Consider the following 12,083-nt stretch of genomic DNA (forward strand, 5'->3'; position numbering starts at 1 on the left):
CCGTGACGACAGTCGCCCTGGCGGACGCCACCGACGACTCCCATGCCGCGCAGCCGGCAGCTTGGGGCGCGATCTACGCCATGACGCTCTGCACGTTCGTGCTCGTGGCATCCGAGTTCATGCCCGTCAGCCTGCTCAGCCCGATTGCGGACAGCCTTCACCTGTCGGCAGGCCAGGCGGGTCAGGCGATCGCGATCTCCGGCCTATTCGCGATGATTGCCAGCCTGTCGCTCGGTCGCCTGATCGACGGTGTCGACCGCCGCCTTGTGCTGCTCGGGCTCACCGCTCTGTTGATCGTGTCGGGCGCGCTGGTGTCCTTCGCGCAGAGCTACGGGATGCTGATGCTGGGCCGGGCGGTCCTCGGGATCGCTATCGGTGGCTTCTGGTCGATGTCCGCGGCGATTGCGATGCGTCTGGTGCCCTCGGAGTCCGTGCCGAAGGCGCTCGCGATGCTCAACGGTGGCAACGCGCTCGCCACCGTGATCGGGGCGCCGCTCGGCAGCTTTCTGGGTGGCCTGATCGGCTGGCGCGGCGCCTTCTTCTGCGTTGTGCCAATGGCGATTGCCGCCACTGTCTGGCAGGCTCTGGGCTTGCCGGCGCTGCCTACTGAGCGGCGCAACGGCGGCGACGGTATGCTGGCTCTCCTCAAGCGCCGAACTGTCCTGCTCGGTCTGGCGGCATCGGCGTTTCTCTTCATGGGCCAGTTCGCGCTCTATACTTACCTACGACCGTTCCTCGAGCAGGTGACGCATGTCGGGCTGGGCACGCTATCGACCCTGCTGCTGATCGTGGGTGTCGCCGGGTTCATCGGCACGACGCTCATCGGCCGCCTGATCGGCCGCAGGCTCCACCTTCTGCTCGCGGCGATCCCTGCGATCATGGCATTTGCCGCGATCACTCTCGCACTGTTCGGCACGTCGGTCCCCATCGTTGCGACCTTGCTTGCCGTGTGGGGCCTGGTCGGCACCGCGGCACCGGTCGGCTGGTGGACCTGGGTGACGCGAGCAGCACCCGACCATCCCGAAGCTGGCGGCGGATTGATGGTCGCCGTAGTCCAGTTCGCGATCATGTCGGGCGCGACCCTCGGCGGCCTGGCCTATGACGCCGTTGGGCCAAGGACCGAGTTTCTCGGCAGCGCGACGATCCTTGTGGCGGCGGCGGCAATTGCGTTCTTCTGCCGCACAGACTGGGCCGCCGCCTAATTTCGACCCACCACTTGCCTACTCGCACCGACAAAGGAGCATCTTCATGGCTGACGAACCCACCAACGCCCGCGAAGCTTTCGGCGATATCGCGCCGAAGCTCGCCGAGATTACCGACAAGGTGCTGTTCGGCAATGTCTGGACCGACGACACGCTTTCCCCCCGCGACCGGAGTCTGGTGACGATCACCACCCTCGTCGCGCTGTACCGCCACAACGAGCTCGGCTTCCACCTCGGCAAGGGCCTGGAGAACGGCCTGACCCGGGACGAAATCATCGCCGCGATCACCCACACCGCATTCTATGCGGGTTGGCCGAGTGCAATGACGGCGGTCAACGTCGCTCGGGACGCACTGAAGGACGCCTAATCCAGGCACACCAGCCGCCACTCAGGAGCGTCACGTCAAAACGTGCAAGGATCAGCCATATGGAACTCAAACGCGCAGGATCGCAGCCCTCGCAGCCCGGACCGTCCACCTACTTCACCGGTACGGTGCGTATCGACCCACTGAACGCCCCGCCTGCACCAGCAAGACATTCGTGCGCAGCGGTCACCTTCGAACCTGGTGCGCGGTCGCATTGGCACACTCACCCGCTTGGCCAGACGCTAATCGTCACCGCTGGCTGTGGCTGGACGCAATGCGAGGGTGAGGAGATCGTCGAGATCCGCGCCGGTGACGTGATCTGGTGCCCACCAGGCCATAAGCACTGGCACGGAGCCACCCCGACGACAGCCATGACGCACATCGCCGTCCAGGAGGCGCTCGACGGCAAAAACGTCGAATGGCTCGAGCCGGTTACGGATGCGCAATACGCCCGCGCTCGGGACGGCGACTGAGCCGTGCTGCTACGGCCGATACCTATGCCGAGGGCTTTTAATCAACTTGTCAGGGTCGCGACGTTGGCGCTGGAATTACTGCTGATCGCGGCGGCCCCGCCGAAAAAGAGGAAAGAGATGACGCACTCGCCACCGGTCGTCCGGCTTGCCGAACTTCAGATCGTCCCGGCGCAGCTCGACGCCTACCTGGTGCTACTGCGCGAGGAGATCGAAGCTTCCGTGCGTCTTGAGCCTGGCGTTCTGACGCTCAACGCGGTCGCCTTGAAAGACTCTCCCAGTCACGTTCGGCTGATGGAGATCTACGCCGATCAGTCCGCTTATGAAGCGCACCTGAAATCACCTCACTTTGCTAAATACAAGACCGCCACCGCGAAGATGGTGAGATCGCTTACCCTGCATGAGACCACACCAATAGCTCTACGCTCGAAGCGGTAAGACCCAGCTACGGACATCATGTGCGCGATATGCACTTCCCGGTTTCGGACATTCGTTCAAGCAAGCTCATACCGGCGATCGAACGATCCTCGACATCAAGAATGCGTTGCATGGTGCGATGAGATCATTAAGTTTAACCCCATCTGCACGGTTACAAGCATGACCAGCTAACAGGTTGTTTCAACTTTCAAGCCTTCGCCGGCGCGGAGTCGTCAATCGCGAGTCGGACTTGCTCCTCCTCGAGGTCAAGTTCTCGGACGAGCGTGGCCAGCGTTTCGCCGTCGAGTTCGTCGCGGTGCTCGCGGAGGCGAGCGCGAGCGTCATCGAGCGCGGCCAGACGGTTCTCCATCACGCTGCGCAGGCGTTCGGGATCGACGGCGTGGCCGGCGCGCGCGCCCTCTTCCTCCGAATGCCGGACCTGTTCCAAGATGTCGCGAGTCTTGCTGCCCTGCGCGCCGACACCGGCGATCGCTGCCGCCACGATTGCGCGGGCCGCGACCAGCGCGGGACTCGCGCGCTCGATCTCTGGTTCGCGCAGGTCAAACCACTGGATCAGCCATTTCAGCGTGATCCCCTGCAGCACCAGCGTCGACAGGATCGAGCAGAAAGCGAGGAAGACGATGAGATCGCGCGCCTCGAAATCGCTTGGCAGCGCCAGTGCGGCCGCGAGGCTCACTACGCCGCGCATGCCGGTCCAGGAGATGATCGTCGGATAGCTTAGCGATGGGGTGAATTTTCCACCGCGTATCACCGCGACCAGCGCCGTTGCAGGATAGAAGGTGGCGAACACCCAGACGAACCGCGAGAGGATCAGCGTCGCCGACAGGCCGAGGCCCAAGACCGCGAGTTGCCAGCCGCTATAGTTAGTGAGGCGCGCCAGGATGCCGTGCAGCTGCAGGCCGACCAGCAAGAACACCAGGCTGGCGAGGACGAATTCGACCAGTTGCCAAGCGCTTGCGCCTTCGAGCCGTGTGGTCGCTGCGAGCTTCACCTGCGCCCGGCCGATCAACCCGCCGCAGGCGACTGCGGCGAGAACGCCGGATCCCTCGATCCGCTCGGCGATCAGATAGGCGGCGAAGGCGGCGAGGAACGAGACCACGATCTCGAGATGCTTGTCCTTGAGCCGGCGCATCAGCCAGTTCGCGCCGAAGCCGGTTGCAATGCCGACCGCCGTGCCGACCAGCGCGATCAGCGCGAAACCGCCCGCCATCGCCCCAAAGCTGGCCGTCGACGCCACCGCCGCGCCGAGCGCGAAGCGGTACAGCACCAACGCGGATGCGTCATTGATGAGGCTCTCGCCCTCCAGAACCGCGACGATCCGTTTGGGCAGCTTGAAGCGCTTGAGCACCGACGCCGCAGCGACCGCATCAGGCGGTGCGACGATCGCGCCCAGCGCGATCGCGGCAGGCCAGCCCAACCCTGGAATGAGATGGCGGGCGACCAGCGCCACCGCACCAGCGGTGAACAGGACGGCTCCGAAGGCCAACAACGCAATGAACACGATGTTCGCCCGAAACATCGTCCAGTCGGTTCGCAGGGCGCTCGCCTGCAGCAGCGGCGGCAGGAAAAGCGCGAGCGCCAGTTCCGGCTTCAAGGCGATGTGAAACGTGCCCGGCACGAACGCCAACACGATGCCGCCAAGCACGAGCATCACCGCCGACGGGATCTCTAGGGTACGCGCGAGCAGCGTGAGGGCCAACGCCACCGCGAGCAGAATGAGGATCGCCTCAAGGATGTTCATGCGGGTAGTTTTTCCGAGGCGAAGGCGATGGGACCGCCCGGGTAAGCGGTCCCGATCGTTTAGATCTTGTCGCCCAACGCTCCCTTGACGCTGCCCTTGACGTCCTGGCCGGTGCCCTTGAACTGCTGGGCCTCGCCCTCGGCTTCCAGCCGCTCGTTGTCGGTCGCCTTGCCAATCTCTTCCTTGACCTTGCCGGCAACCTTGTTGGCAGCAGCGCTGACCTTGTCGGTGAACTCACCCATCGCCAATCTCCATTTTGATACGCCGATCGTTACGGCTGCGATCTAAACCGATGTGCGGAGGCAGCGTTCCCGCGATGGGCCTGCGAGCGACGATCATCGGCCCGCGTGACGCATCGAGAGGAAAAGCCCCGCCGCAACCGGTCACTTCTTCTTGTTCTGGCCGGACGCTTCGGAGACGGCCGATCCAGCCGACTTCATGTCCTTGCCCGCGCCGTTGACCGTATTGCAGGCCGCGAGCGACACCATGCCGGCCAGCACGAGCGCGAGGCCGATCTTCTTCGTTGTCATGGCATTCTCCTTCCATACGACAATGGATGCGGCGGATCCGATACGCTGGACCCGCCGCGGACGCTCAGCGCAGCCGGCGGCGGGTCGCTGCGGTTGCACCAAAACCTGAAGCCGCTGCGCCGATCAGCAAGGCCAGCACGAGGACGAACGAGGTGCCGGCCGCCGCGCCGGCCGCCTTGTCGGTCGCCGATTTGGCGGTCGCGATCGTGTCGTTCTTGGTCCGGACGAACTGCTGCTTGGCACGCGTCACCTCGGCCTGCGCCTCGGGACGGCTGATCTTGCGCTGCGCGGCGACGATATCGACGATGCGGCTCTCGGCCTGCCGGCCGTCGCTGCCGCCACGCGCGAGCGCGGGGAGCTGCCTGGCGATTTCCGTCTGCGCCTGTTCCGCCGTCATCTGCGCCGGATCGCTCGGCGCGTCCGACAGATAGGCCGCAGCCTCGCTGCGCACGTCGCCCTCGTCGATGCCGGCGATCGACGCCGCCTTGGGCGCCGCCACGCCGACCGTCGTCCCCGCCGCGCCGGCGACCGCGCCGACCGTGCGGAAGGCACCGCCGATGATCCCACCGACGGCGGAGGTCAGGAGATACAGCGTCAGGATGAGGGTGACGCCCCAGACGACGAGACCGTGGACCAGCGCATCGAACCGCTCGTGGACGCCGGCGACCCGCGCCGCGGCATAACCGCCCGCGCCCAGCGCCACGATCGTGGTGATGAGCCAGTAGATGCCGGCGCCGATGCCGAACCCCGTCGCTCCGGGCGTCGTGCCGTCGACCGGATCGACCATCGTCAGGCCGATCCCGGCGCCGAGAATGCCGAGGACGAGCTGCACCGCGACGGCGATCACGACACCGGCGAAGATCGCGCCCCATGACAGGCGGGTCGGGGTCTTGCCGGGACGTGCTTCATCGACCGGCGCGAGGCCGGTGGTTACGCGGGTCGCCATAGTATCTCCTGTTGAAACGAATGTGTCGCCGCGGTCAGGGCCGCGATGATTCCGGAATGTCGGAGGCATCGGCCGCACCGGCCTCTTTCTCGGCCGTGCCACGTCTGCGCACGGCATCGTCGCCGATCAGCTTGCCGATCGCCTCCTGCACCGACCCCTTGGCCTCGCGGGTCGCGGCAGCCTTCGTTCGGTCCTCGGTCGGCTTTTGCGGGCCGCTATGTCGAGCCGTCAAGCTGCCGTCTCCTGTTCGGTTTTCTCGTGTCGAACGCCCTCGCCGTCGAAGCCACGCGCGCGTGCCCAGGCGACCGCGGCGATGCGACGATTGACGCCGATCTTGGCGTAGATGCGCGCCACATGGTTGCGCACGGTATTGCCAGCCACGTCGAGCGTCCGTGCGATCGTCTTGTCGTCGTAGCCGCGGCAGATCAGCGCCAGCACGTCGCGCTCGCGTGTGGTCAGGTCATCGAGACCGGGCCCCGCGACGTCGGGCTGGGGGGCGCGGAGCCGAGCCAGCTTGTCCATGATCGAGCGGCTGAACCAGCTCGTATCCTTCATCACCGCCTCGATCGCCTCGACCAGTTCGAGTTCGGTCGCCTTTCGCTGCGTGATGTCCTGAAACGCCCAGAGGACGCAGGCGTCGTCACCCAGCCGAATGGCTTCCGTGGAGACGATGCAGTCGATCGTGGTGCCGTCCTTGGCCTGAACGCGCGCTTCGTGGCCGCGAAGGTCATGGCCACCGTCGATCGACGCCTCTATCTCGCGACGTTTGGCGTCGCTTTCCCATAGCTCGATCTCGCCGAGCGGACGATCGATGATCTCGGCCGCATCGTAGCCGGTCATCTCGGTGAAGCTGGCGTTGACTTCGCACAGCAGATGGCCATCGCGCACGCCGATCGCCATCGGCACGGGCGCGAGCTGGAAGGTGCGCGTGAACCGCTCCTCGCTATGCCGCAGCGCGCCTTCCGCCTTCCGGCGTGGCTCGAGGTCGGCGAAGGTGAACAGCATGCAGGGCTGGTCGCCCATGTCGATCGGTTGCCCTGCCACGATGACGAGCCTGGTTCCGCCATCGGGCAAGTCGAGTTCGGCCTCCATCTGCGGGATGGTCCGCCCCTCGGCGAGACGTTCCTTGGCCAGATCGCGCTGGTCCGCGGCACGCAGCACGTCGATGTCGTACACCGTCCTGCCCAGCACCTGATCACGGTCGTGCCCGGTCATCTCGAGGAAGCCCTGGTTGACCTTCACGAAACGCAGGTCGCTCAGGCGGCAGATCACCGCAGGCGCGGGGTTCGCGTTGAACGACTGCTCGAAGCGGTCTTCCGCCTCGAAGCGCGCCGACACGTCCTGCATGATGAGCACAAGGCAGGCCGGTTCGGCGTCGTCGGCATCGTTGAGGACGAGGCTACGCACCTGATGCACCCAGCGCGGTGCATCCTCGCCCGCGACGGTCACTTCGACCACGACTTCCGAAAAGGCGTCGCCGGCGACCACGCGTTCAATGGGATAATCGTCGGCCTCGAGACGGTGATTGTTGCGGTAGCGCAGCTGAAACCGTGAACGATATTCATCCACCGTCGCGCCGAGATCGACGATGTCCTGCACGCCGTGCATGGCCAAGGCGGCGTCGTTCGCCCAGAGCAGGCTCTGGTCGGGATCGATCAGGATCACGCCCTCGTCGAGACCGACGATGATCTGGCGCAGGTGGCGCAGATCCGCGGTCTCGCGCAGGGATTTGAACGAAGCCTCGGCCATGACGGATCAGTCGCGGCGACCGTGGACGAGCCAGGCAAGGCCATAGCCGACCATTGCCGCGGCAAGGGCCCAGATCACGGGCTGATCCTGCACGGTCTGGGCCGCGATCTTGCCACCCTTTTGCGCACCGTCGGCAACCCGCTCGCCGGCCGCCTTCAGACGCTCACGCGCTTCCTCGGCCAGTTCGGGGGCGCTGTCGATCGCGTCTCCGACGATCGACCTGGCACGGCCGTAGCTATGCTGCGCGCCGCCTGCGACCTGATCGACCACGCCGTCGACCTTCCAGTCGCGGCTGTCGACGGCATCGCCGACCGCCTTCTCAACCTTGCCGCCCACATAGCGGGCGCCGCCCTGAAATTCATCCTTGTTCATGATCGTTTCCTTGGTGAAATGAAGGTTACGGCGCGACACCGCAGCCTGCGGCAGCCTTGCCGACCGCCAGCACGATCGCAGGATCCTTCAGCTCTCCCGCGACCCGTAGGAAATCGCCGACCGTCAACACGCCGGGCGCGGTGTCGCCCTTGCGATAGGCCGCCGCAGCGCGGCCCAACTGCTGGAGCTGGCCGAGCGACAGATCCGACTGCAACCGGGTGCCGACGCAGTCCGCCCGTTGCGCATCCATGCCATAGCGTTGAAGACCCGTTGAAATGCGGGTCGCAGGGGCAGCGCATGCGGTCAAAGTCAGGGCGCCCGTCAACGCCACAGCCAACATCTTCATACGCTTTTCCCTTGGCCGGATCCGCTTGGGTGCGACCGGCTCGGGCGTCTCAACCTTCGATAGGAGGCCGCGTTCCTGGTATTTTTGCAGGCACGTCTGGTTCGAAAGTACCACCCAAGTCGCCGTTGGCGCGCTTCAGATAGAGTTGCTGGAAGCGAATGTGCAGGGATCGCGCGCCTGGCTCGGCGCTCTCCTCGGCGAGTTGACGATGATCCTCAGCACGCTTCAGGAGATAGCCTCGCTCTTGGGCGCCGATCTGTTGCACGGTTTGCGAGAAATCGTCATTGGTCATGGTATCAGTGACTATCACTGCGGCACGCCCGGCCATATCGTCCGAAAATACTCAATGACTGGTAGATTTGCCCCTAGGCGGCATAAACCTCATTCGCGTCCCTGCCATCGCGCTATGCGCGTCTGGCAGCCGGTCCATCTAATCGCCAGGTTGGGACAGGGCTGGAAGGCCTCCGGGCAAGATTCCCAGTTGGCTGCGCGTCCCGACCCGCTGCACTTGATGCCGTCTGGGTGCTGTTTACCTAGGTGTTTGATCCCACGGTTTGATGGTGCGATCCTTTCGTTGGAATGGAAGGACGCCGTATGGGATAGGTACGTCATGGGTGCGCCACGACCACGCACGCCATCCGAGCAGCAATACAGCGATCGCAGGCTTCGCTCGCGACGTTGAGCCGGGAGCTGGGGATCAACCCCAAGACGGTGGCGAAGTGGCGTAAGAGGGCGACGGTCGAGGATCTGAAGACCGGGCCGAAGGCCCCTCATTCAACGACCCTGTCCGAGGCGGAGGAGGCGATGGTTGTGGCGTTCCGGCGCCACACCCTGCTGCCGCTCGACGACTGCCTCTATGCGTTGCAGCCGTCGATCCCGCACCTGACCCGGTCAGCACTGCATCGATGTCTGCAGCGGCATGGGATCTCCCGCCTGCCAGATGTCGAGGGCGACAAGCCGAAGCGTCAGCGCTTCAAGCGCTACCCGATTGGCTTCTTTCACATCGATATTGCCGAGGTGCAGACTGCCGAAGGCAAGCTCTATCTGTTCGTCGGCATCGACCGCACGAGCAAGTTCGCCGTCACCCAACTGGTCGACAAGGCTGACAGGCGCACAGCGTGGGAGTTCCTCGAGCACCTGCTGAAAGCCGTGCCGTACCGCATCCACACTATCCTAACCGACAACGGCATCCAGTTCGCCGAGCAGCCCCGCAACCGCAACACCGCCTGGTCCCGCCAGATGCGCTTCGACATGATCTGCGAGGCCAACAATATCGAGCACCGGCTCACCAAACCGAACCATCCGTGGACCAACGGACAAGTCGAGCGAATGAACCGGACCATCAAGGAGGCGACCGTCAAACGTTTCCACTACGATAGCCATGACCAGCTTCGCACGCACCTCGCCGACTTCATGGCCGCCTACAACTTCGCCCGCCGGCTGAAGACGCTCAGCGGGCTCACACCCTACGAGTACATCGCCAAGATCTGGACGTCAGAGCCAGACCGGTTCATCGTTGACCCGATCCACCAGATGCCAGGACTAAACACTAGTAAACAAGCAACTCGACCCACTTTCAGCCATTCACCGGCCAATTTCCTATTCCCAACTCCGGCCGTTTGTTCATGTAAGCAAATCTGTGCCGACGGCGCCAAGTGAAATGGGGAGAATTGGGACAAACCCGTTATTCGCACGCAGCGACGAGGGTCAGCGTGCGGCAGGAGCGGACATTGCTTCGGTCAAGTCAACGCCTTGAGCTAATCCTAAGGCGCGCGACGGCCGCGAATCCCTTGAGCCGGCGTCCGTAGCCGCAGCGAACGGCCAAGCCGGGCGCGTTGAAAGAGCTCGCCCGAACCGCGCGTGACGGCTACTCTACAGCTATGCCCAAGAAGACCGAACAGGAGCTCGCGCAGCTAGTGCACGACGGTAAGATCGCCGGCTTCACCCTCGACACCACCGAATTCCACCATCTCGGATACAACTACCAGTCGAAAATCCTGCAGGCGCTCGGGCAGTTTGCCGGGACCGACGTGACGCTGCTCTTCTCTGAGGTCGTTCTCAACGAAGTGCATCGTCACGTAAGCGACGACCTCAAGGCGAAGTCCGACCTGCTGCGCAGCGCGCTGCGGCAGGTCGGCAGGGCCGCCGGTCTCGGTCTGGACCCGAAGCAGGCGATGGTCGACGTCGGCATCCCCGAAGACGTGACCGCCCGCTCGACCGAGCTGCTCGACGGTTACGTCGCGACCGTCGGGGCGGAACGGCTGCGCGTGGACGACGGCGCCACGGTCCGCCAGCTGCACGACCTATACTTCGGGTCGAGACCGCCCTTCTCGACCAAGGCTGACAAGAAAAGCGAGTTCCCCGACGCGATCGCCCTCCTGTCGCTTGAGCACTGGGCTGCCGAGCAAGGAGGGCTTGTGCTGGCTGTCAGCGGCGACGGAGACTGGGCGCGCTTCGCCGAGCAATCGTTGCATATCGTTTGCATGCCGCAGCTAGCGGCCGCCCTGAACCTGTTCAACGGCGACGACGCATTCGTGGCCGCGCGCCTCGCTGCTAACCTGGCAGGCGGCACCGCTGCGTCATTGAGCTCCAGTATCCAGAGCGCGCTCGAGAGCTCAGTCGAAATCTTCGACGTGGAGGCGAATGCACCCTACTACTACGAATCCGAGGACGAGCACGCGACGATCGAGGAGTGGTTAATCGCCGACACGCGCTTCGACGTCCTCACTTCGGATGCCGACTTCGTGACGGTGGCATTCTCCGTTGGGGTCAAGGCTACGTTCCACGCATCATTTTCGTTCACCGTGCGGGACGGCATCGACAAGGACGACGTCGGCATCGGTGGGGCACAGGCGAGCAAGTCCGAGGAGTTCGACGTGCAAGTAGTCGTGACCGTCGCCCGCGACGACGACGGCCCCGATCCCGATGTCATCGAATTAGAGACCGACGCCTCCTCTCTCTCCGTGGACTTCGGCTACGTCGAGGTCGATTACGGCGACGACCGGGACGACTGGTGATGTCGTCCGCGCGCCTAGATCGAACGTCGTGGCGCCTAACGGAATGGCAGCCACTGGCCGGAGCATTCGGTTTACTCTTGGATGTGAAGCGCCAAGGGTGATTAGGCTACGGTGCCGGCCTAACAGCGACCACATCCTTCCATGCAGTCCCCCGTTGCAGCGGGTCGCTGTCAGGCACCGTCATACCCGGCGGCACAAGGTAGCCGAGGAACCAGCCAAAATTGACATCGCCGACGATGCCGCCCGGCGAGATCAAATCCTGAAGGAAAAGATGCCACGCACTCGCGTCGGCGATCCCGACGACACACCATATTCTCGCCACGAGGGCCGAACAGAAATACCTGGTACGCCTGTCACCCTTCCTGACGCTCAGGGCCAAACCCAAGTTGCGACCGAATAACGCGGATATAACCGCTGCGGGGAATCTTCAGCGGAGTTATCCGGACTCTGGGATGAACCGCTTCAAGGATCTGTCCGTCGCCGAGATAAATGGCGGCGTGCGAATAGGGACTGCTTGTTCGCCACCTTACCACGGCGGAAATCACGGACGTCTTCTTGGTTCGGTAGAGAAGGATGTCGCCAGACCGAATCTGACTGACATCAATCTGGTAAAGGTGCGTAATGATCGAGGTTCGACCGGCCCGGTATCGGCGGTAACCCGCCGCGCCGGCGGCCAACGTGAATGCTGGGAGGAGCCATTTGCTGTGCTTGGATCGGACCATCATCCGGGTAAGCGTGGCACACTCCGCAATGTCAACGCCGCGCGACCGGCAGCGGATCGCAGCGGTAGCAGGCGGCTGCTCTAAGGCACATGTAAACTAGCATCGCACATCGAGTATGGGCGCGTTGCCAATCGTCCGCTTCGATCTGTCCGATCGGCAGCTTCCGTCAGGACCGAACGTTGATCG

15 protein-coding genes and 1 pseudogene are annotated in these 12,083 nt (G+C 64.1%); 7 read left to right on the top strand and 9 right to left on the bottom strand.

Annotated elements, in window-relative coordinates; all coding sequences use genetic code 11:
* The first annotated feature begins 2 nt into the window (after positions 1 to 2).
* The 4 genes from AC1RTO_RS17790 (at position 3) to AC1RTO_RS17805 (ending at position 2,474) form a co-directional block, all read left to right on the top strand.
* Complete coding sequence (locus tag AC1RTO_RS17790; RefSeq protein ID WP_493162144.1) at positions 3 to 1,202, top strand: MFS transporter; 1,200 nt, start codon at positions 3 to 5, stop codon at positions 1,200 to 1,202.
* A 46-nt stretch (positions 1,203 to 1,248) separates the two neighbouring features.
* Positions 1,249 to 1,569 carry a carboxymuconolactone decarboxylase family protein gene (locus AC1RTO_RS17795; RefSeq protein ID WP_493162145.1) on the top strand — a complete coding sequence of 107 codons (321 nt, stop codon included), beginning with the start codon at positions 1,249 to 1,251 and terminating at the stop codon, positions 1,567 to 1,569.
* A 59-nt stretch (positions 1,570 to 1,628) separates the two neighbouring features.
* Entirely contained in the window at positions 1,629 to 2,039 is a 411-nt protein-coding gene (locus AC1RTO_RS17800; RefSeq protein ID WP_493162146.1) for a (R)-mandelonitrile lyase, read from the top strand.
* Positions 2,040 to 2,102: 63 nt separating this feature from the next.
* Complete coding sequence (locus tag AC1RTO_RS17805) at positions 2,103 to 2,474, top strand: putative quinol monooxygenase (protein WP_493162147.1); 372 nt, start codon at positions 2,103 to 2,105, stop codon at positions 2,472 to 2,474.
* Between the two features lie 187 nt (positions 2,475 to 2,661).
* Here the strand turns inward: AC1RTO_RS17805 and AC1RTO_RS17810 are convergent, their stop codons facing one another.
* The 9 genes from AC1RTO_RS17810 to AC1RTO_RS17850 form a co-directional block, all read right to left on the bottom strand.
* Entirely contained in the window at positions 2,662 to 4,215 is a 1,554-nt protein-coding gene (locus tag AC1RTO_RS17810; protein WP_493162148.1) for a Na+/H+ antiporter, read from the bottom strand.
* Between the two features lie 59 nt (positions 4,216 to 4,274).
* Positions 4,275 to 4,457: a CsbD family protein gene (locus tag AC1RTO_RS17815; RefSeq protein ID WP_493162150.1), complete on the bottom strand. Its 183-nt coding sequence runs from the start codon at positions 4,455 to 4,457 to the stop codon at positions 4,275 to 4,277.
* 141 nt (positions 4,458 to 4,598) lie between these two features.
* Positions 4,599 to 4,745, bottom strand: a complete 147-nt coding sequence (locus tag AC1RTO_RS17820; protein ID WP_493162151.1) for an entericidin A/B family lipoprotein — start codon at positions 4,743 to 4,745, stop codon at positions 4,599 to 4,601.
* Between the two features lie 64 nt (positions 4,746 to 4,809).
* Complete coding sequence (locus AC1RTO_RS17825) at positions 4,810 to 5,691, bottom strand: hypothetical protein (RefSeq protein WP_493162152.1); 882 nt, start codon at positions 5,689 to 5,691, stop codon at positions 4,810 to 4,812.
* A gap of 34 nt (positions 5,692 to 5,725) precedes the next feature.
* Positions 5,726 to 5,923 (bottom strand): CsbD family protein, encoded by a 198-nt coding sequence (locus AC1RTO_RS17830; protein WP_293876897.1) that lies wholly within the window; start codon positions 5,921 to 5,923, stop codon positions 5,726 to 5,728.
* Positions 5,920 to 7,440 (bottom strand): helix-turn-helix transcriptional regulator, encoded by a 1,521-nt coding sequence (locus AC1RTO_RS17835; RefSeq protein ID WP_493162153.1) that lies wholly within the window; start codon positions 7,438 to 7,440, stop codon positions 5,920 to 5,922. The genes AC1RTO_RS17830 and AC1RTO_RS17835 overlap by 4 nt, the downstream gene beginning before the upstream one ends.
* Before the next feature lie 6 nt (positions 7,441 to 7,446).
* Positions 7,447 to 7,812, bottom strand: a complete 366-nt coding sequence (locus tag AC1RTO_RS17840) for a CsbD family protein (protein WP_293876900.1) — start codon at positions 7,810 to 7,812, stop codon at positions 7,447 to 7,449.
* Positions 7,813 to 7,837: 25 nt separating this feature from the next.
* Positions 7,838 to 8,158 (bottom strand): hypothetical protein, encoded by a 321-nt coding sequence (locus AC1RTO_RS17845; protein WP_493162154.1) that lies wholly within the window; start codon positions 8,156 to 8,158, stop codon positions 7,838 to 7,840.
* 49 nt (positions 8,159 to 8,207) lie between these two features.
* Positions 8,208 to 8,450 (bottom strand): hypothetical protein, encoded by a 243-nt coding sequence (locus AC1RTO_RS17850; protein WP_493162155.1) that lies wholly within the window; start codon positions 8,448 to 8,450, stop codon positions 8,208 to 8,210.
* Between the two features lie 344 nt (positions 8,451 to 8,794).
* On the opposite strand from AC1RTO_RS17850, the pseudogene AC1RTO_RS17855 reads away from it, so the two are divergent.
* The 3 genes and pseudogenes from AC1RTO_RS17855 to AC1RTO_RS17865 all read left to right on the top strand — a co-directional run.
* A pseudogene (locus AC1RTO_RS17855) lies at positions 8,795 to 9,706 on the top strand (IS481 family transposase); the annotation flags it as partial.
* A gap of 332 nt (positions 9,707 to 10,038) precedes the next feature.
* On the top strand, positions 10,039 to 11,175 hold the full coding sequence (locus tag AC1RTO_RS17860) for a PIN domain-containing protein (protein ID WP_493162156.1): 1,137 nt from the start codon (positions 10,039 to 10,041) through the stop codon (positions 11,173 to 11,175).
* A 452-nt stretch (positions 11,176 to 11,627) separates the two neighbouring features.
* On the top strand, positions 11,628 to 11,981 hold the full coding sequence (locus AC1RTO_RS17865) for a hypothetical protein (RefSeq protein ID WP_493162158.1): 354 nt from the start codon (positions 11,628 to 11,630) through the stop codon (positions 11,979 to 11,981).
* The last annotated feature ends 102 nt before the right edge of the window (positions 11,982 to 12,083 follow it).

The organism is Sphingomonas sp. GW821-FHT10F09, from assembly GCF_058809195.1.

Bases quoted from the DNA above. Each gene is read 5' to 3' on its own strand.
- AC1RTO_RS17810 (WP_493162148.1), bottom strand. From the start codon at position 4,215: ATGAACATCCTTGAGGCGATCCTCATTCTGCTCGCGGTGGCGTTGGCC.
- AC1RTO_RS17835 (WP_493162153.1), bottom strand. From the start codon at position 7,440: ATGGCCGAGGCTTCGTTCAAATCCCTGCGCGAGACCGCGGATCTGCGC.
- AC1RTO_RS17845 (WP_493162154.1), bottom strand. From the start codon at position 8,158: ATGAAGATGTTGGCTGTGGCGTTGACGGGCGCCCTGACTTTGACCGCA.
- AC1RTO_RS17850 (WP_493162155.1), bottom strand. From the start codon at position 8,450: ATGACCAATGACGATTTCTCGCAAACCGTGCAACAGATCGGCGCCCAA.
- AC1RTO_RS17860 (WP_493162156.1), top strand. From the start codon at position 10,039: ATGCCCAAGAAGACCGAACAGGAGCTCGCGCAGCTAGTGCACGACGGT.
- AC1RTO_RS17840 (WP_293876900.1), bottom strand. From the start codon at position 7,812: ATGAACAAGGATGAATTTCAGGGCGGCGCCCGCTATGTGGGCGGCAAG.
- AC1RTO_RS17795 (WP_493162145.1), top strand. From the start codon at position 1,249: ATGGCTGACGAACCCACCAACGCCCGCGAAGCTTTCGGCGATATCGCG.
- AC1RTO_RS17815 (WP_493162150.1), bottom strand. From the start codon at position 4,457: ATGGGTGAGTTCACCGACAAGGTCAGCGCTGCTGCCAACAAGGTTGCC.
- AC1RTO_RS17820 (WP_493162151.1), bottom strand. From the start codon at position 4,745: ATGACAACGAAGAAGATCGGCCTCGCGCTCGTGCTGGCCGGCATGGTG.
- AC1RTO_RS17800 (WP_493162146.1), top strand. From the start codon at position 1,629: ATGGAACTCAAACGCGCAGGATCGCAGCCCTCGCAGCCCGGACCGTCC.
- AC1RTO_RS17865 (WP_493162158.1), top strand. From the start codon at position 11,628: ATGAACCGCTTCAAGGATCTGTCCGTCGCCGAGATAAATGGCGGCGTG.
- AC1RTO_RS17825 (WP_493162152.1), bottom strand. From the start codon at position 5,691: ATGGCGACCCGCGTAACCACCGGCCTCGCGCCGGTCGATGAAGCACGT.